This window comes from Dysgonomonas termitidis, assembly GCF_042654545.1.
Taxonomy (GTDB): domain Bacteria; phylum Bacteroidota; class Bacteroidia; order Bacteroidales; family Dysgonomonadaceae; genus Dysgonomonas; species Dysgonomonas termitidis.
In genome coordinates this window covers 1-17,705 of the sequence record NZ_JBHSGN010000067.1, presented here as the reverse complement: position 1 = coordinate 17,705, position 17,705 = coordinate 1, and the positions used below count along the sequence as shown (strand labels likewise).

The following is a 17,705-nucleotide window of genomic DNA, read 5'->3' as shown; positions in this document are numbered from 1 at the left end:
AGTTTTTATATGTTTTTTTAGTTCATTTTGGGATGGCTAAGATATGAATTGATTTTACTTATTGATCCACCTCCTACGAATTTGTCGTAATAATTATATTTTTATCACTAAGCGCAGGTTTATTTTATTCTTTTTAACAAAATAATGCAATTGTTATATAAAAAAAGCGCCTGACAACAAGGTTTAGCGCTTTTAACAATATATAGTTACAAGATTACTGACAGGCCGGAAGTTCTTTTACGGGATACATTTTTCCGTAAAGTTCCAGATATTGGATATTTGCCGTATCAATTTTAAATACCATGTTATTGCGGCTACTTCTGGATACATTTATATCGATATGCAGGATATTGTCGTTGTTCCGGTTTGTACTCCAACCTGTAATACCGTATCCGGGAATCTTGCTTTGGATGGATATGACAGTATCATTCCTGTTGAAGCAGACTTTGAAATCATCTGAAGTCTTGCGGAGAAACCATCCCTGACGGTTTCCCGCAAACCATGCGCCGAAAACGATTGCCAGAATAATGAGAGTGAATAATATCGGGGATAATCTATCTTTCATAGTCAATAGATATTAAGGTCGCGGACCTGTTTATTACTTTGTTAAGATCAAATGAAACAAATGGTTAGGTTGAAATATTATATCGTTGAATATTCAACCTTCAGCTTATTCGTCATTTTTCTTCGATTTCTTCTCGCTCTTTTGTTCTACAAAGTAAGCTACAACCAGTCCGATACCACCGAATACTGCTGCACATGCGGGATAAAGTACCGATATGGTATTCCTGAACTCATGATACATTCTGCTGTCAGTGTCAATAGGGGCTACGGCCAAAAGGTCTACAACGGTAGCGGTCACTACCCCCAGACCCACACCTACAAGCAGTAATCCGATGCGGATAGCCCATGAGCCAACCGAAATATCCCTGTATTTCTGTATCTGCAGAGGACTATTTAATATCTGCGGATCAATACCCGAGGAAAGTTTTTCTATCATCGCCATACGTTCCCTGCGGCGTGCGAACAATTCGAATAAGCGGTAGACTCCGTAAGTTATTATGCCTACTACGCATACGATTCCTATCATTTCCATAATTTTCTAATTTTAGAAGTTAAACATTCTTTTCTAGTTGGTTTGCTCATTTTGACGCAGGGGGTTCGGAAAGGTTACAAAATGAATGAAAAAATATTTATTGTCGGGTCTCGATGTTAAATCGGGTTGCAGCTGTTATACTCATATGGAGTCTCTGACTTCCGGAATATTTTTCTGATTTTTTTCATTTACATTTGTAACCTATTCAATTTTGTTGCGTCATACGGGTATGGCAGATTTTGATGACATTTATTATGTACGCCGGATCAAAGATGGTCATACTGATGCTTTCGTGCATATAGTGCGCCGCTATCAGAGAATGGTATTTACCATTGTCAGCAAAATTGTTTCCCGCAAGGTAGAAGCCGAAGATATTACGCAGGAAGTATTTATCAAGGCATTTCAGTCCCTGAATAAATTTCGCGAGGAATCTGAATTTGCAACCTGGCTCTATCGTATTGCCTATAATACAACAATATCGGAGCTGCGCAGACGAAAACATGAATTTACTGCCATAGAAGATAATTTTGCCAATGTACCCGATGGAGAGATAGCTGATGCAATGGATGAAATAAGTGTTGAAGATAAATTACATTGCCTGGATATAGTACTGAAAAAGCTGCCTCCCGACGATGCTTTACTCATCACGATGTTTTATCTGAACAACCAGAGTATACAGCAGATAAGTGATATAACGAGCAACAGCATCGCAAATGTGAAAGTAAAGTTGCACAGGATAAGAAAATTTATGAACTTTGAAATAAATAAACTCATACAATTATGAAAGCAGAAGAAAAAGATAAGCTCAGGGGTTTATTTCAGGAAGTGGAATTAGACAAACCATCTGCAGCCTTCGAAAGCCGGCTGATGGAACATATACATATAGCTGCTGCAAAGCAAACTAAAAAGAGAAACATTAGATCGATTTTCGCAATTGCCGGGGGAATTATGGGAATGCTTGGTATTCCGGCTTTTATCTTCTGGAAATTAGGCCTGATATTTGAGCCCGAACTGAAACCTGTAGAAATCGATTTGACGTTTACTATGCCCGAGATAAAAATAGATCCGCTAATTATCTCTATAGCATTTGTCGTACTGCTGCTTTTAATCAGCGACACGTTGATCCGGCGGCGTATATGGGAGAAAAAACAGAAAGATTAGATTGAGTTAAACATCCAGACTGCCATCCCTGTCACTCTTATATTTCTGCGACAGGATGCGGAGAAATGAAGATATTTGCGATATAGCGGCTTGCGTCTCTCCTGAAATCTCTTTTTTTTGCAACCTCATCAGCAAATAACCGTATAATGCTGCAAAACATGTTTCCAGTTCCGGAATAGTCTTGTCTGGCGATTTAGACCGCAGTTCTACAATAAATGGCAGGGTTTTGTAATATATTGCCGAATAGTCACTTTCATCAGGTGCTTTTAACAAGCGGAGATGCAAATCTGTGAGTTCTGAAATCACATTTTTGTTTACGATCAGATGCCCTTTTTCCACGACATCCTCCCGGCGCATCATCTCTATAAGGTTTTCGTACCATTCCCTGATTTCTTTTTTCACATGGTCCGGCTGACCGAAACGGGATATGATCTGTTCATCTATTCTGTCTATATCCAGCCTGTTGGCTCGTATCATGTCTTCTACCTGCCACATATATAAAAGGTACTCACCTATATTTTCCTCTTTCAGTTTTTTAGCTATAAGCATTATATGGTAATTATGAATTATAAGTCCTGAATTGTGTACTGATATTATTGCTGTTCTTTAATTTTATGAATTCTGTGCAAAGGTAAATAATATATGGCGGATGTTAAATAAATAGTGTAAATATGTGTACAGATGAGCTTTATTCTTTAATAAAGAAAATATTAAGAGTAAGATTGAACAAAGATATATTAATCAGTGTTCTATCTACAAAACAGGTTCTTACTTTTTTCATAGTGTGTTAGATAGATTGTTTAGTTGATTTTTTATTACCTGTTTTTAATCATAGTATATGTTAGTTTTATATTAGTGTTAAGGTCTGGAAGAGGTGGTTGTGAGAACCGTCTCTTTCTTTTTTATATCTAAAAATATTTATGAGAATAAAATGTTTAAATATCAATATTTTAAGCATTTTATCTATATAGTAAGCCCGGCTATTAACACATTATAGATTTAAAATTAATTTACTTGTACTTACTTTTCAGTACATTTGTTTATAAATTGTTGATATATAATTTATCTAACTATGGCTACATTTAAAGCAGAAGTACAGAATAAACGGGCGGATGGAACTTACAACGTAAGAATACGGGTAACACATAACAGGCAAATACGTCGGATATCGACAAACTTATATGTAACTACAGATGATCTTACAATTAAGAGTTTGAAAATCAAAAATATAAAAATATTGAAAAAGACCGAGTTCCTTGTGCAGGAATGCCGGGAGGTATGTAATGATCTGGGATTCGAACTGTTTAATACACCGATAGAAGATCTTGTCGAAAAATTAAAGAGCCGCCTTCAGGGAGGCGAAAAGTTTTATCTGGATTTTATGCAATATACCAGGGACAAAGCTTCCGGAATGAAAAAGGGTACAGGTGATACATATCTGAGCGTATTAAATTCATTAAAAAGATTCACTAAGCGGGATAGCCTGGATATATCCGAAATAAACACAAATTTTCTGCGGGAATTTGAAAGATTTATAGTCACAGAACCTTCGCAACGCGGGTATAACAGAAAGAAGCCCAGGAAGGAACCAGAAGCAAAGGGCGGGCGTGCTGTATCCAAGTATCTGTCATGTATCCGGGCAATATACAATATGGCAAAGGATGAATTTAATGATGAAGAACGCGGGATAATAAAAATACCCTTTTATCCTTTTAAAAAGTATAAGTTGAAACCGATACCAAAAACGCGTAAACGTGCTTTACCGGTTGCATCGATACAGCAGATAATAGATCTTCCGTATGAAAAGGAAATAGTCGGTGGACGGACAAGCCTTCTCAATCTGGCTAAGGATTGCTTTATACTCTCTTTCGCTCTGATCGGGATAAACAGCGCAGATATGTACCACTCCGGATTACCGGAAAATAATATCATAACTTATAACCGGGAGAAAACGGAAAGCCGGCGTTCCGATGGGGCTGAGATGTGTGTAAGGATTGAGAATTGTATTATGAAGCTGATGGATAAGTATAAAGATGATAAGAAGTTATTCCGCTTTCACCGGCATTATGTTAATCCCAAGATATTCAATGCCGCTATTAATAAAGGTTTGAAGAGAGTCGGCGCACAGATAGGTATAAATAATCTGGAATTTTACTCAGCCCGTCACTCCTGGGCGACTATTGCCCGGTCGTCAGCTGTAGGCATAGATAAATATACGGTGCATGAAGGGTTGAATCATGCTCCGGACAAAGATATGAAAGTGACTGATATCTACATAGATCGAGACTGGTCCGTAATTTGGGAGGCCAACAAAAAGGTTCTGGATCTGTTTGATTGGTTGAATATCCTTTAAAATGAAAACATCGTAACTTTTTGATGAAGTTTTATTGTTGAACTTTCCGTACATCTCCTGTAGACTGTGATTCCGTCTTCGCAATTATAAACCGGCTATTCACATAGTCGTAAGCATCAAACTTCCACTTATATAGGATAGATCTTGAAACATTAATGATCGATTTGTTCGCTTCGTAAAGCGCGGCAAGCGACGTATAAGTAGTGACTTTAAGCGGTCGCTGCCGGATGAAAACAAATACTGTCATATTCTCAAATATTTTTCATTTTTGCAAATATATGGTATTATATTATCAAAAACGGGCTAAAAAACACGCTAATTTTACTACTTCGTCACTTTTGGACGAAGTTTTTTTGTAAAGTATTGATACATAGCAAAATGTGCGTTTTTATAAATTTCGGTAAAATAGAGCCTGTAATCCCGCTTTTACAGTGGGATTTTATATGAGTTCGACAGTGAAACATCGTCAAAAAGTTATGATGTTTTACTTGTATAATAATTATGAAAACTTCGTCAATAAAACATCGTCAAATTTTGACGAACTTTTTTGAGCGATGTTTGATGATGGGGAAAAGAAAGCCCCGCTGGTAGGCGGGGCTGACTAATTGGTAGTATGTCTATCTTACTTTAATAAAGTTAAAACAAGTGAACAGAATGCAATGGCAACAGCTATTATTGATATTATAAAACTTGCTTTGTTGCGTTTGATATATTTTTCAAGACCTCCCTCCTGATTAAGTAATTGTGAACCTTGATCAGTTATCTTGCAGAAATTTTTGTCATGCAGTATATCTGTGTCTTTTTGTATTTCTTCGTTATAATATTTGATGTATCCTAAGCTTTTGGCTTTCTTAATAATAGGTATGCCAAATTTCTTGTCATAGATAATCTGGCTTAATAATATACCATCTGGATCTTCGTCCAATAACCGTAATAATTTGTCGATTTCTTTGTTCATAATATAAAGTTTGATTAAGATTTATATCTATATTATTTATGTAGTATAGTACCTGTGAGCGGGGCTGTATAGTAAATCAGAATAAACTGTCCATTCTTATCTCCTTTTTACTTTCTTTATATTTTCTTATTAAAGAATCAGTTAACTTGTCTTTTGTTAAACTTATTCTATTTTCGATATACCATATCAACTGATCTTCTGATATAAACTTCATTCTCCTATATGGAGAACTGTTAAGATTTAATTTTTCTTCCAAGTCGGATATAAACGGGTGTACAATTTCATTTCGATAACTATCGATAATAGCATTACTGATTATAACCAATGAAATATCCTTATCATAATCATAATCCCGGGCGAATGCTCCGAAATTTCCCAATGCCTGATACAGATAGGATTTATCCCCTTTAAATCCTGTTGTGAAAAAGACCTCTTTCCCGTAAAAACCATTCATTTCCGCAATACTGCTATAATGGAGTACTGTTGTAAGTTGCAGGCCTTCGGGAGTCAATTTAACCGTTTCTTTTTTAGCCATGATTTATTTCGTCTAATAGTTTATATAGTTGTTCTTCCTCCAATATCTGAATGTTATAGCCCTGATCGTTTAGTTCGAAAACCTTTTCCATTTTCTTAGGCCCGGAATCTTTGCCCACAACAAATATGTTCGTTTTGGAAGAAATGCTTCCGTTGATATCCGAGCCGTAGCCCTTCAGGAGCAAGGCCAGATCGTTCCGCAAAGGATAACGGTCGAACACGCCGGAAATAACTACTTTCTTATCATAAAAAATAGTTTCCTTGTTCGTTACACAGCCTAAGTCCTGAACTTTGGCGGCAGATTCGATAACCCTTCCGGGTTCGCTAAATGTTTGCTTAGTTTTATTTTTTTTAGGCAATATGCTGTAATTGGGATTCTCCCCGTTCAGGTACCGCAGGAATATTCCGGTGCAGCATTTTGCATCAGATAAGGCATTGTGATGATTTTCCATAGGGATATCGAATGCCCGGCACAGATTTTCAAGGCTTCTGCTATACCTGTCATCAAACAGATTCATTGTACTTACCATGGAGAGGAACCGGCAGGGTGTGATGTTATAAAAATCGAATTCCTGCAGAAGTATCCGTTCATCGAACCCGTCGCTGTGATGAACGATGACCTGACGTTCAAAATACTGCTTTATTTCCGGCCACAATCCGGCGAACGTAGGAGCATTCCTGGTCATGTCCGGTGTGATCCGGTGTATCCTTTGGCAATTTACTGTTATTTCATTGCCCGGAGGCTGTATCAGGAATTCTTTTTCTTCTACTATTCTGCCGTTACGCACAACGACGAGTCCCAGTGCGCAGGCATGTTTTTGGCCATAGGCCGTCTCAAAATCTATCGCTGTAAAGTTTATGTGTTCCATAATTCCTTTGTGTTAAAACTTTTTATATAAATAATTGTTTACCAACTACTAACCCCGACACATAATGCTGCATGATAATATGTGCGCTGAGTTTATCGACCCGGCCAGAGTTTTATTTTTATACAGATGTGATCATCCAACCCCCTTTTTTGGTGCGCGAGCATCTGTATCTCTAGATACGTTTATTAATGTTTCTATTGTATCTAGTTGCTTATCTATTATTTTTTGCTTCCGGTCTAGTTCCTTTTGCTGATTTTCTATTATTTTTTTTAAAAACTGGATATCATCGTCATTTTGTTTTTCATATTTAGATGTAATATTGTAATCTATTTCATTACGATTGTCTTTTTCGGGACTATATTCCCTGAAGAAATCATAGCCAAGAACCTCAGATATTCTTACCAATAGGTCGGTATCGATACTTACTTTTTCAAAAACTGTCTTTTTTACATTTTGTCTCTGTAAACCAATGAGTTTGGCAAATGATGCACCAGACATTTTCTTGCCTTTTACTTTCAACTCAATTATCTCTCCGATATTTACATGTCTAATTTTCATACTATTAAAGTTAAATTATAGAATTATCTTGTTATTATCATTAGGTAATACTTATAATTAAAATAAATGTTAAATATCTGTGTAAATGTATTACATGTAATATATTTAATTACATTTGAGTTTTAATATTGAAATAATATAATAACCATGAGAGAAATTCTTGTAAAACATTATGTTAAAAGGGCAATAATAAATAGTCTAAACACGAATTATCCCACTGTTAGCAAGGCCCTCCGAGGCCAAACGCATACAGTTTTAGCCATGAAAATACGAGAAAAGGCTTTGGAATTTGGCGGAGTAGAAGTAAAGGATAACGACTAAATACCTACGCTATGGAAATCGATCTCTTTGCCCTCAAACAAGCCATTATAGAAGCGAGCGATGTCTCGGTTCTGGGCGTACTGAAGTATCTCTACCCGTCCTTCGATGAAGTGAAATTCGAGGAAGCGGCAAAGTTGGGAGGTAGTAAGCGCTGGCTGCGTTTCCATATCAAGGAGGGGAATATTACCCAGATACGGCATGGGGAGGCAAAGAATTCACCGATATACTACAGCCGCCGGGAAATCGCCGCGCTAAAGCAGGCGGAAGAAGAGTTTTCGAGATATAACCAGGCTCAAAAAGACGAGTTGAAAAAATCTTAATATGGCGTTAAGTTATTTAGATAGAGTAGTTAAGTTTCAAAAGTTAATCAGGCAGGAAAAACTTAAGTCCAGCGTCAGGACTGTATATATGTCTTTCCTGGACATATTTAACGAATATGGCTGGAAGAAACAGATAAGGATAACTTATAACGAAATTCAGTTTGTAGCCAATCTGTCTCTCAATTCGATAAAAAGGGCCATAATAGAATTAAAGGAGCTGGAGCTGATGGATTACCGGTCGAAACAGGGAAGTAAATATATATTTATCCATCTGGACGGGCTTATTCCCGAAGATACAAGTTATGATGACTTGGTTAAAATGAGGGCAAAATCGAAGAAAAAATACGTTGAACCCTCCGAACCAGATGATACGCCTATCCCTACCAGTAGCCCTGGCCCCAAAGGCGGCGTCATCCGCCGTCAGCCTCCATCCAACGAAACCTACTCCCCCGACGGAGATCATCCGCCCGATGACGGGTTATCCCGGAACTGGGACGACCTGAAACGAAACCTGAGCGAGCTGAATATTCCTCCGGGCGATTATCAAAAAATTGTACAACTGTCAAATTACGGACAGATCGGGCATCCGGTATGGAAAGCGTTCCACGAAATAGGCAAGAGGAAAGGCTCTAAAGATGCTGTTAAAAATCCGGGCGCATGGATTCAGTGGTATATAAATGAAAATCCACCATCTGCTACAGCTCCGGTAGCTCCTGCGCCATCACCACCGCCGGAAACACCGGAAATGCCGGAACTTCGACCGCCTGATGACGGGGTCGAGCGTGACTGGGAAGTTCTGAAAAGCCGTCTGGAGGAAATGAGATGTACCTGGCGCGGGATTCACCAGATCGCGGAACTATCCGGCTATGGAAAGACCGGCAGTCCTGTATGGGATGCATTGGAAAAAGTCCGGGATAGGAAAGACAAAGATATTCCGCCTGGCGCCTGGATAATAGAGTATCTGAATAAAAATACGTCGTAAGGCCCCCTAACCCCCGGAGTGGGGACTGGAATACAACTTATATCCTCTTTGTAGCTTCCCCCTGGGGAGGTTGGAGGGGCTGTTGTCAAAAAAAATCAATGTGATAATTTGCTAATTTATTAATTATGAATCCAAAAGAGCTTGAACATGATAAAAAATATCTGTATACGGGCGGCCCCGAGCCTATTGAAGTAACGTACCTATACGAAACGATCAACAGGTATATGTTCGATAAGAACGGTGAGAAATTTTCGCTGTCTGTCGTATCTGTGAAAATTAATATTGAAGAAATATGCCAAACCGCAAAATTGCGGTTTGACCAAACTAAATAAAAAAAACTATGACAAAAACAATTATTAAAACAGCAGCCGTAAAGGTGATGCTAAGTTACGATTACTCGCACTTCGAGGCGTCGATGTCGTTAGAGAACGAAAGCGGGCTGACCATGCAGGAGATCGACGACGCCCGGAAGAAATGCCAGCGCCTGGCAGATAAGGCCGTGGGCCAGTATAAGAAAGCTAAGAAAATGGCGGAAAACCGGAGCAATGGGGAATACAGGATGCGAAACTTTGAGGACGAATGCAAACGTATTCAGGCCAAGAATGAACAGGACCGCACGGTGGAAGAGATTGCCATTCTTAAGCAGTACGAAGACGAGAACTGGCAGGCCCAGTTTGATTATGACTACGATTACGACGATGATGATGACTATGGACTTTGAAGAATTTATCCGTAAAATGACCAAGTCTGCCAAAGACAGTAATATTCACATGATGGCCTTTGTGTCGGATGGAAGAAGGACCGTATTTGTCACCTTGGGGAATAAGCGTATCATCACGGAGGCTACTGCCATGGCTATGGCAGAGCACCCGGAAGCCTGGATCACAATCAGGGATGCAGTGGATCTTATCGAATCCCGGAACATGAAAGTCACGGAGATCAATACCGAAGACGAAGCTAACGATTACCTGATAGACCTGCATTTGAATAATAAACATCTGAACGATAGCGAGGAAGGCTTATGAAAACATATGAAGTCCAACTATTTTTTACTATTTGCATATTTGCCGGCATAGCCGCAGCGCTCGGATGGTGTACAAAGGAGGTCGCGTTACTGATAGTAATTATCCAGCTACTGGTATTGATTGTGACATTGTTATCACGCATATATACGGCTATTAATAACCACACCGCAAATTTGCGGAATGGTAAATAAACAAAATTATGAGGAAATATTTTATTGAGTTAATACTCTATGTAGGGAAAAACAATCTGGAAGAAAGACTTCAGACCGAGTTCCAAAAGCTGGAACATGTTGTTATCCCAGAAGATAAAATCACTAGTGAGATTAATTTCAGATATGCAAAAGTTTTATCCGATTATCATCGTAATAAAGGTAAGGCTAAAGCTGCCTTTGAAAAAAACACAATTGGGGACAATATTAGGTTCTCTATTGGAAAAAGCATACTGATCGATTTGATTCCAATAAAGAATGAATTGTGATATTAACCACTACGCAAATCTGCGGTGTGACAAAAACGAACAAAAACAATATGGGAAAAATAGTAAACAACATCGCCCTGGTACCCGTGGAACAGGAGACTAACAGCCGCCAGTTCCGCACCAATCCCGACGGGCTATTCAACGCCTCGTCTTTGGCCAGGGAATATAAAAAAGATGTCTACGGCTATATCCGCAGCCAGAAAGTAAAGGACTTTGTCCTCGGTGTCAGCGTCGAGTATGGTCTGGATCCGGCACACGAATTCACCGACAAAGGGAATATCGTGCGGATTATCTCCGGAGGGACCGCTCCCGGTACCTGGATGCACCTCGATATCTTTATTAAGTTCCTTGGCTGGCTGGACCCGAAGCTCGAACGCGACTTCCTGAAGAGCGCCTTCGCGGCGAACCGGAAGCCAGACGATCCTCTCCAGCGTCAACTGGCCGAAACGGAAGCCGGCATAAAAACGCTCCGGAAGAAACTCTCACGCAATCCTCTCTATAAAGATCTTCTCCGGAAAGAAAAGGAGGCGGCAACTATGCAGAAGGAGATCGACAAAGGCCAGAAATCCTGGCGAAAAAACTTATTGAAACAGTTACAAGTTACTGCGCCCTCCGGGCAGTTACAAGTTACAAGAAAAAGTAACTCGTAACCTGTAACTCGTAACTAAAAAGTATTGGATAACCCAAACCGCAGAATTGCGGACTGAAAAAAAGGAGGAAAAATGGGATTAGATACGACACATGAATGCTGGCACGGGCCATATAGCTCGTTCAACGACTTTAGAACAAAGCTTTGTTTACTTATCGGTTTGGATATAAATCAGTTTTGCGGATACAATGATAATGCCCCAGGTTGTGTATTGATGTCCCGGCATACAATTCCGCATGATATTTATCCGCTAATAAATCATTCCGATTGTGACGGGGTATTATTCCCCTATGAAGCTGAATCAGTAGTAGACGGATTGAATGACATACTGGAAAAACATCCCGGATTAAAGGATGACGATCCATATTTTTATGACAAAGTCATTCAGTTCAGGGATGGTTGTATTGAAGCGGTTAATAAAGATGAAACCATAGAATTTAAATAACAATGGAAAACGAAGAATTGGAAAAGAAAATAAATGATTTGGAAAAGAGGGTACAGCTTGACCATTTCCTTGTAACGGCATTAGGTATTTTCACCGTAGTACGTGTCGTTGTTGATATTATTGGCGAATTTATACAAGCTTATTTAAAATAAAATCCCAGACCGCAAATTTGCGGTTTGGCTAAAAAACAAATAAAAATCATGGAAACAAAAGAATTTGAAGGTATAGACATTCCGGAACAAATCACCGACCCGGAAGAACGGGAAGTGTTCGCACTGCTCAAAAAGGCCCAGAATTTAATGGATAAAAAGCACGTGGGCTATGCGTTACTGGTCTTATTCGATGAATCGAAAATAGCCATATCATTTCAAGGTGATTGTCAGAACTGCTTAGAGCGTATAATTAGAAAAGTCCTTCAGATAGACAATAAGTTTATATCTATCGTTATTAAAGCCCTTAGTATGTATTTTTTTGATAAAGCGCATAACTCTACGGATAATACCGATTCAGACGATGCAAAAGTACAAGAACTGATCCGCCATGCCTTCAAGAACGATCCAGCAGGTAATTGACGCGGCCAAATCCGGCGAAGCAGTCTCTCCGGACGAATGCCGGGAGGCTATGCTGGCTTTGCATTCGATGCTATCCTATTCGCGCATGGTACTGGAGGTTATCGCCGACAGTGCAGGCAACGCAGAAAACCTGTATGTCACAACAAATGCTCTCATCAGTGTCGATCTGGTACGCCGCGAACGTGAAAGATGGATGAATACCGTGCCGGCGGAATACTTGGGATACATTGAAGCTATGTGGAAAAAGCAGGAAAAATTTAAATCGAATAAACCGATATGAAAAAGCCTAACCTATCCTATAATAACTATTTTCCGTTCTATACCCGGAATATCTTCGGGGATAAAAAGTATTGCTACAGCATTAAAACGACTATACATATCTCCCGCGAACGGGGTATTCTTATATCCTTGGAGTATGAGCTGAAGAAACTGAAGAAGATTTCCATAAAAAGGATAGAGGACCGGAATAAGCTATATAACGCGATGGACAAGGACACCCATATCACATATATCGATTTTGCAAAAGACGTAAATACAGCCTACCGGTATATCTCCGGAGCTCTCAGGATCCTGACCCCGGAGCCGGCTTACCGAAAAACGTTCATAGGCCTCTCCAGTTATTTTAAATTCAATCCGGAGATGGAACTGGAGATCGATCACTGGCAAAGGGAAATAAATCTGCATTACGGCAAGTTCGAATATAAGATAGTAGACGGGAAGAAAGTAAAGGAGAGTAAAGAACGCGTCGATGACGGCTCGGAAGAAACTGCTATGATGAAACGTATAGATACATTTTTGCGTGTCTACGAAGACCATAAGACATACCAGGAGATTGATAACGATTATTTCAACAAGCAACTGGATGACGAATGGGATTATATCGTGGAGTATTTTGAAGCTCCGAAGTATATACGGAAAAATGAGTACAGGGTATGAAAGGTAAAAAATTATACACGGGTGATATCCCATGCTCCGGATGTGGGAGATTAACAAAGGAGTGCAGGAGATATTACAGGGAATCGATTTGTTTCGATTGTGAAAACGACCTGCGGAAATACCATGAAATAAAACGCCGGACAAAAGAACAAAAGGACACCTATGCTCAATTCTCAGTCATAAATAGCGAATTCGTATATCTTAGCGATGATCCTGATTATGCAAATTTAATCAGCGCCTTAAGATTCCTGTTTGAACTACTGGATACACCTGCCCAGGAGATTCCGGATGAAAGTCCGATTGCTAAAGTACAACATGGGAAATACTGGAACAATTCATTTTCAATAATGAGAAGGATTAATGGCTATGGGAACTCAATACAGTATCCCTTTGTTATCCGGGAAGATATTGCCCTGGCATTAGACGCCCTATTGACCTGTATAGAAGAGTATTCAAAGAAAACATATCAAGCCGGGAAAAAAGATGGAGCTAACCTTTTAAAAAGATTAGGTACCCAGGAGATTACAACCTTTGAATTTTTAGAAAAAGTAAAAAAATAAAACAACATGAAAAAAGTAACCACCTACGGACCCCAAGACCTGACGCATGGCAAATGCACATGCTGCGGGGAAACTTCCTCCGAGATCGTGATCGGGGAGGGTATGTGCGCCGACTGCGTACAGATGATAGATTTTGAAATGATGTTAATGATGGAGGACGGCAAGTATGAACAGGATTAAATTAGATGACATCCTGTCACAGGCCATTATAAAGATGTGCGACCATAACCCCGGCGCCATGGAGGCATTGGCGTACCTGTACCCCGATACAATGAATATCGATCCGGAGAGTCCAAGCAAATGGTTCTATATCTTACTTCTGGATGTATACGGTATATATGGCACGGATATATATGTCCTTTACAGTGATATTTGCGGCAAGGACCTGGCTAAAATGATAGCGGTACTGAAAGCCTCCTGCCATGCGCTTATAGGTATCGACGTTATAAAAGACGCGTGTTCCCGGCAGGACTATTCCGGGCGTGCAATGATACCTGTAGACGAACTGTATAAAAAAGTACGGGATTTATGCCCGAAATTCAACAATAAAAATGATCCACAATGAAATACAAAAAACCTGAATACTTAGCCGGAAGCACAAAAGCCACACCGCAAAATTGCGAAATGGTGACGCCTGTAACCTTTACCAAGGTAGCGCCCAGGCATGAGAGGTCCTGCATCTACAATCCACAGCGTCGTACACTGGAAGACATCGAGAGCGATATCGCCGAAGTGGAAGCCCGGATAGCCAAGGGCATAGATATTGGTCCGGAGTGGAACAAAGTTATGAACCGCTATAATAGTCTGCAGGTAGAATTTAACAATGTATCTGCAGCTAATAATGAAGACTCGGACAGAAAGAAGTACAAAGGGAAAGGACGAGATTGAGATAATGTGCCAATATTTTCAGTTAACAGTTAGCAGTAAACAGTAAAAAAAATAGCCGATATGCCAATAAATGAAAATACCACACCGCAAAATTGCGGAATGAGTACACAACAGGAACCTGAAGCCGGGATATGCAAAGTTTGCGGCTGTACCGATGACCACGCCTGCTATGATCCGGACTACGGTCCATGCTGGTGGGTGGATGAATCATATACTCTATGTTCACATTGTGCCGGCCCGGAAGATCCGGAAAGCCTGGCAGCATTACGATTAATGGATAGTGAAAATGAAGAAGATTAACTTAGAAGTAACCCTCGATGCCACGGCAGCCCAGCTGCAGGAGATTGGCATTACCATACCCGATTTTTGCGGGCAAAAGATGCGAGCCTGGGATTTTAATACGATAACACCCATCGGGCCATGTGCCATGGTATTTTTTTACTATAGCGAAAATGATTATTTTGAAATCCCGATGCGTTATATCCGGTTTGTCGACCTTACAATCGAGGAAGCAAACTTTATTTATCCGGATGCATTGGAACCCAATATAACCATAATTCCCGGCCTTTCCATTGACCGGTATATCTACAATCTGGAACAGAAATATCTACTGACAGGACCTTCCAGAGTGATTTATTATGAAGTAAATCTATCGGACATGAAGCTCCGGGCGATCCTCTCCGAGACGGCGCACCGGTATCGGCTGATAGAAAACTTTGTTCAGGATCTTCGGGCTATAGGTCTCAAACCCGTATGCGACGAAGAGGGTATCAGGCTGGAATATGACTTTAAAGACAGCCTGCAGGTATGTGTTAATAAGCTATTGAACTCATACGTCGGCTTCTGGCGGAGCATAGCGATCATGGTAGGCCATGACCGTGAAAACCGGATAGCCCGGTATTACATAAAATACAATCTGATCACCGGCAAGGACCTGACATATGACGAGCTGATAGCAGCTGTGGAGTATGTGCAAAAGGGGATGTAATGAGCAAACCGCAAATTTGCGGTGTGAGATTAAAAAAAGACAAGTAAAAGTATTGCAGAAAAAAAAATAATAATTACATTTGAAAATCTAAATAGTTATAAATAATAAGAATAGGATATAACTTAACCAAATTACAGACATGAATAAAGCATCAGGATCAACAGTATTTCCCACTATTGAGAAGTATAAGGAAGCTGTAAAGTATTTTGCTGAATTTCGTAAGAAAGAAGTAATACATAACCTAGGAGATGAACACGCCGGAATTATATTCACCAATCTGTTTGAGCAGAGTAACGGTCAACTAAGAATTGTAGCAGGTAGTTTAACAAGCCGGATATCACAGACAGATGAATATCTGTCCGCTTTGAAAGGATTCTTATCGAAAAAAGATACAAAACTGTATATAATGCTTGATTCGATTATGGATCATTCTGGTAATAAAAATAACAGCGAGCTGGATAATTTTAAATCATCGAGACTAAGTGAATTGTTAAAAGGCTTTCAGAATAAAGTTGAGATAATCTTATCTTCGAAACGTTTTTATATAAAGATAGATGACAAACCTAAGCCGATCCATTTTGCCGTCGGAGATGATTCGATGTATAGGTTGGAGACAGATATAAAGCAAAGGCAGGCAGAATGTTGCTTTAATGATTCTACGTTTGCGAAGATACTCTCAGATTCCTTTGATGAATTATATAAAGAGATGTCGTCCGACAAGTCAAAAATTGTTTCTTTGGCTAACTAAACCTTTTACACTTTGACACAAGAATACATAATTGCGCCTATTTTGGTGCTTACTCAGTTGTCCATAGCCTTAAATATAGTGTGTATTGCTGTATATAACAAGGCAAATTTTTTCATTGAAATTATAGAAGAGACAGTATTATGTACTAAAACTGATATTGATAATGAAATAAAAGATGCCGAAAATAAAATTATTAAAAATCATTGTTATATAGAAGGTTTGGATGATAGTAGAAAAAATGAAAGTATTGTTGAAGAGATGTTAAATAGTTGTGACACAGTTCAGCAAATATATTCGAACGAAAATATTAAAAATCTTTGGCAGGAAATCGAATCAAAATGCAAACCGCATTGTTTACCGGGATTATTTGCTTATTGTACAATGTATGCCATGATATTTATGCTATTCCTATTGTTTTTGGAGTGTCCGTGGGTACAGTCTGCGTTAAGGTATTTTGTTTTGTTATCGGTATTGCCAATAATTATATTTGTAGCTATTAAAGCTTATATAGACAGAGTTTTGTATTGCGAGATCGAAAAAATAAAAAATCACGATGAATCCAAAAGGGATAAAAAAATCAAGAGAAAGCAATTGATAAAATCCTTATATGTAATAAATGCATTCTGCGCAATATCAGCTATTTTGGTAGTATCTCTATTATTACCTCTTCTGGAAGAAAAGTTTGTAATATTTTATGTATCCGATAAATTTGTTTTGCTTTTAGCCACGTTTATCGCATATTTTTCTTTTGTGATATACATTGTTGTATATTATTTATATTCACAGAGAAGAAAGACGAAGATAAATGAATTTTTTGAAGAAGGAAGGAATAAAATAACAGAAATGGAAACAGATTATAACGCTATGGTTCGAATTTTCAGAGGTAATATAAAACGTGAGAGTATTACTGCTAAATGAAATCGAAATATTATATATTTGGCCCTGCGTGAAAATCATGCAGGGCTTTTTTTTATTATCTTTTTATGTGATATTTAAATCGCTATTTTTATATTTGTACAAGTGTAATTTGTGTTAGAAATATATGAAACGATTGTTTTTAGATCCAGCCTGTCGCGATGACAGGCTTTTCTATTACACCTCTGCAATTTGAGCGGGATATCCGTTAATAAACATTATCGAATCAAATATTCCGGCATCCGGGCTTACAGAAGTGATGACATCGTTTGGAGTGAAAGTCAATACCATGGTTGTTGCATTCCAATCTACATAGTATTCTTTATCTGTGTCCGCGTAAAGAAAGTTA

Annotated in this window: 32 protein-coding genes; 24 read left to right on the top strand and 8 right to left on the bottom strand. The window is 39.0% G+C overall.

The window, feature by feature from the left end; genetic code table 11:
- Positions 1 to 214: 214 nt before the first annotated feature.
- Positions 215 to 565, bottom strand: coding sequence for a hypothetical protein (locus ACFO6W_RS10220; protein WP_379995997.1), 351 nt, complete (start codon positions 563 to 565; stop codon positions 215 to 217).
- A 105-nt stretch (positions 566 to 670) separates the two neighbouring features.
- Positions 671 to 1,096 carry a DUF6249 domain-containing protein gene (locus tag ACFO6W_RS10215; RefSeq protein WP_379995995.1) on the bottom strand — a complete coding sequence of 142 codons (426 nt, stop codon included), beginning with the start codon at positions 1,094 to 1,096 and terminating at the stop codon, positions 671 to 673.
- A 229-nt stretch (positions 1,097 to 1,325) separates the two neighbouring features.
- On the opposite strand from ACFO6W_RS10215, the gene ACFO6W_RS10210 reads away from it, so the two are divergent.
- Both ACFO6W_RS10210 and ACFO6W_RS10205 read left to right on the top strand, forming a co-directional pair.
- Entirely contained in the window at positions 1,326 to 1,880 is a 555-nt protein-coding gene (locus ACFO6W_RS10210) for an RNA polymerase sigma factor (RefSeq protein ID WP_379995993.1), read from the top strand.
- Positions 1,877 to 2,257 (top strand): hypothetical protein, encoded by a 381-nt coding sequence (locus ACFO6W_RS10205; protein WP_379995991.1) that lies wholly within the window; start codon positions 1,877 to 1,879, stop codon positions 2,255 to 2,257. Before ACFO6W_RS10210 ends, ACFO6W_RS10205 begins: the two co-directional genes overlap by 4 nt.
- A 6-nt stretch (positions 2,258 to 2,263) precedes the next feature.
- Here the strand turns inward: ACFO6W_RS10205 and ACFO6W_RS10200 are convergent, their stop codons facing one another.
- Positions 2,264 to 2,806 carry a DUF4924 family protein gene (locus tag ACFO6W_RS10200; protein WP_379995989.1) on the bottom strand — a complete coding sequence of 181 codons (543 nt, stop codon included), beginning with the start codon at positions 2,804 to 2,806 and terminating at the stop codon, positions 2,264 to 2,266.
- Positions 2,807 to 3,329: 523 nt separating this feature from the next.
- On the opposite strand from ACFO6W_RS10200, the gene ACFO6W_RS10195 reads away from it, so the two are divergent.
- Complete coding sequence (locus tag ACFO6W_RS10195) at positions 3,330 to 4,610, top strand: tyrosine-type recombinase/integrase (RefSeq protein ID WP_379995987.1); 1,281 nt, start codon at positions 3,330 to 3,332, stop codon at positions 4,608 to 4,610.
- A gap of 31 nt (positions 4,611 to 4,641) precedes the next feature.
- Here ACFO6W_RS10195 and ACFO6W_RS10190 read toward each other — a convergent pair whose 3' ends face one another.
- The 5 genes from ACFO6W_RS10190 to ACFO6W_RS10170 all read right to left on the bottom strand — a co-directional run bounded on the left by ACFO6W_RS10190 (position 4,642) and on the right by ACFO6W_RS10170 (position 7,529).
- Positions 4,642 to 4,857, bottom strand: coding sequence for a hypothetical protein (locus ACFO6W_RS10190; RefSeq protein ID WP_379995985.1), 216 nt, complete (start codon positions 4,855 to 4,857; stop codon positions 4,642 to 4,644).
- Positions 4,858 to 5,232: 375 nt separating this feature from the next.
- A complete protein-coding gene (locus ACFO6W_RS10185) occupies positions 5,233 to 5,568 on the bottom strand; it encodes a hypothetical protein (RefSeq protein ID WP_379995983.1) in 336 nt (111 codons plus the stop codon).
- A 76-nt stretch (positions 5,569 to 5,644) separates the two neighbouring features.
- Positions 5,645 to 6,103 (bottom strand): hypothetical protein, encoded by a 459-nt coding sequence (locus ACFO6W_RS10180; RefSeq protein ID WP_379995981.1) that lies wholly within the window; start codon positions 6,101 to 6,103, stop codon positions 5,645 to 5,647.
- Positions 6,096 to 6,971: an exonuclease domain-containing protein gene (locus ACFO6W_RS10175; RefSeq protein ID WP_379995979.1), complete on the bottom strand. Its 876-nt coding sequence runs from the start codon at positions 6,969 to 6,971 to the stop codon at positions 6,096 to 6,098. The genes ACFO6W_RS10180 and ACFO6W_RS10175 overlap by 8 nt, the downstream gene beginning before the upstream one ends.
- Before the next feature lie 132 nt (positions 6,972 to 7,103).
- Positions 7,104 to 7,529: a hypothetical protein gene (locus tag ACFO6W_RS10170; RefSeq protein ID WP_379995977.1), complete on the bottom strand. Its 426-nt coding sequence runs from the start codon at positions 7,527 to 7,529 to the stop codon at positions 7,104 to 7,106.
- A 332-nt stretch (positions 7,530 to 7,861) separates the two neighbouring features.
- On the opposite strand from ACFO6W_RS10170, the gene ACFO6W_RS10165 reads away from it, so the two are divergent.
- The 21 genes from ACFO6W_RS10165 (at position 7,862) to ACFO6W_RS10065 (ending at position 17,359) form a co-directional block, all read left to right on the top strand.
- A complete protein-coding gene (locus ACFO6W_RS10165; RefSeq protein ID WP_379995975.1) occupies positions 7,862 to 8,170 on the top strand; it encodes a hypothetical protein in 309 nt (102 codons plus the stop codon).
- 1 nt (position 8,171) lies between these two features.
- Positions 8,172 to 9,152: a hypothetical protein gene (locus ACFO6W_RS10160; protein WP_379995973.1), complete on the top strand. Its 981-nt coding sequence runs from the start codon at positions 8,172 to 8,174 to the stop codon at positions 9,150 to 9,152.
- 125 nt (positions 9,153 to 9,277) lie between these two features.
- Positions 9,278 to 9,484 (top strand): hypothetical protein, encoded by a 207-nt coding sequence (locus ACFO6W_RS10155; RefSeq protein WP_379995971.1) that lies wholly within the window; start codon positions 9,278 to 9,280, stop codon positions 9,482 to 9,484.
- 8 nt (positions 9,485 to 9,492) lie between these two features.
- Positions 9,493 to 9,873: a hypothetical protein gene (locus ACFO6W_RS10150; protein ID WP_379995969.1), complete on the top strand. Its 381-nt coding sequence runs from the start codon at positions 9,493 to 9,495 to the stop codon at positions 9,871 to 9,873.
- The gene (locus tag ACFO6W_RS10145; protein ID WP_379995967.1) at positions 9,833 to 10,177 is read left to right on the top strand and encodes a hypothetical protein; all 345 of its coding nucleotides are present in this window, start codon (positions 9,833 to 9,835) and stop codon (positions 10,175 to 10,177) included. Before ACFO6W_RS10150 ends, ACFO6W_RS10145 begins: the two co-directional genes overlap by 41 nt.
- Positions 10,174 to 10,368 (top strand): hypothetical protein, encoded by a 195-nt coding sequence (locus tag ACFO6W_RS10140; RefSeq protein ID WP_379995965.1) that lies wholly within the window; start codon positions 10,174 to 10,176, stop codon positions 10,366 to 10,368. The genes ACFO6W_RS10145 and ACFO6W_RS10140 overlap by 4 nt, the downstream gene beginning before the upstream one ends.
- A gap of 8 nt (positions 10,369 to 10,376) precedes the next feature.
- Positions 10,377 to 10,655, top strand: a complete 279-nt coding sequence (locus ACFO6W_RS10135) for a hypothetical protein (protein WP_379995962.1) — start codon at positions 10,377 to 10,379, stop codon at positions 10,653 to 10,655.
- Entirely contained in the window at positions 10,652 to 11,305 is a 654-nt protein-coding gene (locus tag ACFO6W_RS10130; RefSeq protein WP_379995960.1) for a KilA-N domain-containing protein, read from the top strand. Before ACFO6W_RS10135 ends, ACFO6W_RS10130 begins: the two co-directional genes overlap by 4 nt.
- A gap of 72 nt (positions 11,306 to 11,377) precedes the next feature.
- Positions 11,378 to 11,749: a hypothetical protein gene (locus ACFO6W_RS10125; RefSeq protein WP_379995958.1), complete on the top strand. Its 372-nt coding sequence runs from the start codon at positions 11,378 to 11,380 to the stop codon at positions 11,747 to 11,749.
- Positions 11,750 to 11,751: 2 nt separating this feature from the next.
- Positions 11,752 to 11,901 (top strand): hypothetical protein, encoded by a 150-nt coding sequence (locus ACFO6W_RS10120; RefSeq protein WP_379995955.1) that lies wholly within the window; start codon positions 11,752 to 11,754, stop codon positions 11,899 to 11,901.
- Between the two features lie 48 nt (positions 11,902 to 11,949).
- Entirely contained in the window at positions 11,950 to 12,321 is a 372-nt protein-coding gene (locus tag ACFO6W_RS10115; protein WP_379995953.1) for a hypothetical protein, read from the top strand.
- Positions 12,290 to 12,601 (top strand): hypothetical protein, encoded by a 312-nt coding sequence (locus ACFO6W_RS10110; RefSeq protein WP_379995950.1) that lies wholly within the window; start codon positions 12,290 to 12,292, stop codon positions 12,599 to 12,601. The genes ACFO6W_RS10115 and ACFO6W_RS10110 overlap by 32 nt, the downstream gene beginning before the upstream one ends.
- Positions 12,598 to 13,257: a hypothetical protein gene (locus ACFO6W_RS10105; RefSeq protein WP_379995948.1), complete on the top strand. Its 660-nt coding sequence runs from the start codon at positions 12,598 to 12,600 to the stop codon at positions 13,255 to 13,257. The genes ACFO6W_RS10110 and ACFO6W_RS10105 overlap by 4 nt, the downstream gene beginning before the upstream one ends.
- Positions 13,254 to 13,817: a hypothetical protein gene (locus tag ACFO6W_RS10100; protein ID WP_379995946.1), complete on the top strand. Its 564-nt coding sequence runs from the start codon at positions 13,254 to 13,256 to the stop codon at positions 13,815 to 13,817. Before ACFO6W_RS10105 ends, ACFO6W_RS10100 begins: the two co-directional genes overlap by 4 nt.
- A 6-nt stretch (positions 13,818 to 13,823) precedes the next feature.
- Positions 13,824 to 13,997 carry a hypothetical protein gene (locus ACFO6W_RS10095; RefSeq protein ID WP_379995944.1) on the top strand — a complete coding sequence of 58 codons (174 nt, stop codon included), beginning with the start codon at positions 13,824 to 13,826 and terminating at the stop codon, positions 13,995 to 13,997.
- A complete protein-coding gene (locus ACFO6W_RS10090) occupies positions 13,984 to 14,382 on the top strand; it encodes a hypothetical protein (protein WP_379995941.1) in 399 nt (132 codons plus the stop codon). The genes ACFO6W_RS10095 and ACFO6W_RS10090 overlap by 14 nt, the downstream gene beginning before the upstream one ends.
- Positions 14,379 to 14,705: a hypothetical protein gene (locus ACFO6W_RS10085; RefSeq protein ID WP_379995939.1), complete on the top strand. Its 327-nt coding sequence runs from the start codon at positions 14,379 to 14,381 to the stop codon at positions 14,703 to 14,705. Before ACFO6W_RS10090 ends, ACFO6W_RS10085 begins: the two co-directional genes overlap by 4 nt.
- A gap of 60 nt (positions 14,706 to 14,765) precedes the next feature.
- Positions 14,766 to 15,005, top strand: a complete 240-nt coding sequence (locus ACFO6W_RS10080; protein WP_379995934.1) for a hypothetical protein — start codon at positions 14,766 to 14,768, stop codon at positions 15,003 to 15,005.
- The gene (locus tag ACFO6W_RS10075) at positions 14,992 to 15,693 is read left to right on the top strand and encodes a hypothetical protein (protein WP_379995931.1); all 702 of its coding nucleotides are present in this window, start codon (positions 14,992 to 14,994) and stop codon (positions 15,691 to 15,693) included. Before ACFO6W_RS10080 ends, ACFO6W_RS10075 begins: the two co-directional genes overlap by 14 nt.
- A 139-nt stretch (positions 15,694 to 15,832) precedes the next feature.
- Positions 15,833 to 16,441: a hypothetical protein gene (locus tag ACFO6W_RS10070; RefSeq protein WP_379995930.1), complete on the top strand. Its 609-nt coding sequence runs from the start codon at positions 15,833 to 15,835 to the stop codon at positions 16,439 to 16,441.
- A gap of 12 nt (positions 16,442 to 16,453) precedes the next feature.
- Positions 16,454 to 17,359 carry a hypothetical protein gene (locus tag ACFO6W_RS10065; RefSeq protein WP_379995928.1) on the top strand — a complete coding sequence of 302 codons (906 nt, stop codon included), beginning with the start codon at positions 16,454 to 16,456 and terminating at the stop codon, positions 17,357 to 17,359.
- Positions 17,360 to 17,705: the final 346 nt, after the last annotated feature.

Coding starts and splice junctions, on each gene's coding strand:
- ACFO6W_RS10220 (WP_379995997.1), bottom strand. CDS start 565: ATGAAAGATAGATTATCCCCGATATTATTCACTCTCATTATTCTGGCA.
- ACFO6W_RS10215 (WP_379995995.1), bottom strand. CDS start 1,096: ATGGAAATGATAGGAATCGTATGCGTAGTAGGCATAATAACTTACGGA.
- ACFO6W_RS10210 (WP_379995993.1), top strand. CDS start 1,326: ATGGCAGATTTTGATGACATTTATTATGTACGCCGGATCAAAGATGGT.
- ACFO6W_RS10205 (WP_379995991.1), top strand. CDS start 1,877: ATGAAAGCAGAAGAAAAAGATAAGCTCAGGGGTTTATTTCAGGAAGTG.
- ACFO6W_RS10200 (WP_379995989.1), bottom strand. CDS start 2,806: ATGCTTATAGCTAAAAAACTGAAAGAGGAAAATATAGGTGAGTACCTT.
- ACFO6W_RS10195 (WP_379995987.1), top strand. CDS start 3,330: ATGGCTACATTTAAAGCAGAAGTACAGAATAAACGGGCGGATGGAACT.
- ACFO6W_RS10190 (WP_379995985.1), bottom strand. CDS start 4,857: ATGACAGTATTTGTTTTCATCCGGCAGCGACCGCTTAAAGTCACTACT.
- ACFO6W_RS10185 (WP_379995983.1), bottom strand. CDS start 5,568: ATGAACAAAGAAATCGACAAATTATTACGGTTATTGGACGAAGATCCA.
- ACFO6W_RS10180 (WP_379995981.1), bottom strand. CDS start 6,103: ATGGCTAAAAAAGAAACGGTTAAATTGACTCCCGAAGGCCTGCAACTT.
- ACFO6W_RS10175 (WP_379995979.1), bottom strand. CDS start 6,971: ATGGAACACATAAACTTTACAGCGATAGATTTTGAGACGGCCTATGGC.
- ACFO6W_RS10170 (WP_379995977.1), bottom strand. CDS start 7,529: ATGAAAATTAGACATGTAAATATCGGAGAGATAATTGAGTTGAAAGTA.
- ACFO6W_RS10165 (WP_379995975.1), top strand. CDS start 7,862: ATGGAAATCGATCTCTTTGCCCTCAAACAAGCCATTATAGAAGCGAGC.
- ACFO6W_RS10160 (WP_379995973.1), top strand. CDS start 8,172: ATGGCGTTAAGTTATTTAGATAGAGTAGTTAAGTTTCAAAAGTTAATC.
- ACFO6W_RS10155 (WP_379995971.1), top strand. CDS start 9,278: ATGAATCCAAAAGAGCTTGAACATGATAAAAAATATCTGTATACGGGC.
- ACFO6W_RS10150 (WP_379995969.1), top strand. CDS start 9,493: ATGACAAAAACAATTATTAAAACAGCAGCCGTAAAGGTGATGCTAAGT.
- ACFO6W_RS10145 (WP_379995967.1), top strand. CDS start 9,833: ATGACTACGATTACGACGATGATGATGACTATGGACTTTGAAGAATTT.
- ACFO6W_RS10140 (WP_379995965.1), top strand. CDS start 10,174: ATGAAAACATATGAAGTCCAACTATTTTTTACTATTTGCATATTTGCC.
- ACFO6W_RS10135 (WP_379995962.1), top strand. CDS start 10,377: ATGAGGAAATATTTTATTGAGTTAATACTCTATGTAGGGAAAAACAAT.
- ACFO6W_RS10125 (WP_379995958.1), top strand. CDS start 11,378: ATGGGATTAGATACGACACATGAATGCTGGCACGGGCCATATAGCTCG.
- ACFO6W_RS10120 (WP_379995955.1), top strand. CDS start 11,752: ATGGAAAACGAAGAATTGGAAAAGAAAATAAATGATTTGGAAAAGAGG.
- ACFO6W_RS10115 (WP_379995953.1), top strand. CDS start 11,950: ATGGAAACAAAAGAATTTGAAGGTATAGACATTCCGGAACAAATCACC.
- ACFO6W_RS10110 (WP_379995950.1), top strand. CDS start 12,290: ATGCCTTCAAGAACGATCCAGCAGGTAATTGACGCGGCCAAATCCGGC.
- ACFO6W_RS10105 (WP_379995948.1), top strand. CDS start 12,598: ATGAAAAAGCCTAACCTATCCTATAATAACTATTTTCCGTTCTATACC.
- ACFO6W_RS10100 (WP_379995946.1), top strand. CDS start 13,254: ATGAAAGGTAAAAAATTATACACGGGTGATATCCCATGCTCCGGATGT.
- ACFO6W_RS10095 (WP_379995944.1), top strand. CDS start 13,824: ATGAAAAAAGTAACCACCTACGGACCCCAAGACCTGACGCATGGCAAA.
- ACFO6W_RS10090 (WP_379995941.1), top strand. CDS start 13,984: ATGAACAGGATTAAATTAGATGACATCCTGTCACAGGCCATTATAAAG.
- ACFO6W_RS10085 (WP_379995939.1), top strand. CDS start 14,379: ATGAAATACAAAAAACCTGAATACTTAGCCGGAAGCACAAAAGCCACA.
- ACFO6W_RS10080 (WP_379995934.1), top strand. CDS start 14,766: ATGCCAATAAATGAAAATACCACACCGCAAAATTGCGGAATGAGTACA.
- ACFO6W_RS10075 (WP_379995931.1), top strand. CDS start 14,992: ATGAAGAAGATTAACTTAGAAGTAACCCTCGATGCCACGGCAGCCCAG.
- ACFO6W_RS10070 (WP_379995930.1), top strand. CDS start 15,833: ATGAATAAAGCATCAGGATCAACAGTATTTCCCACTATTGAGAAGTAT.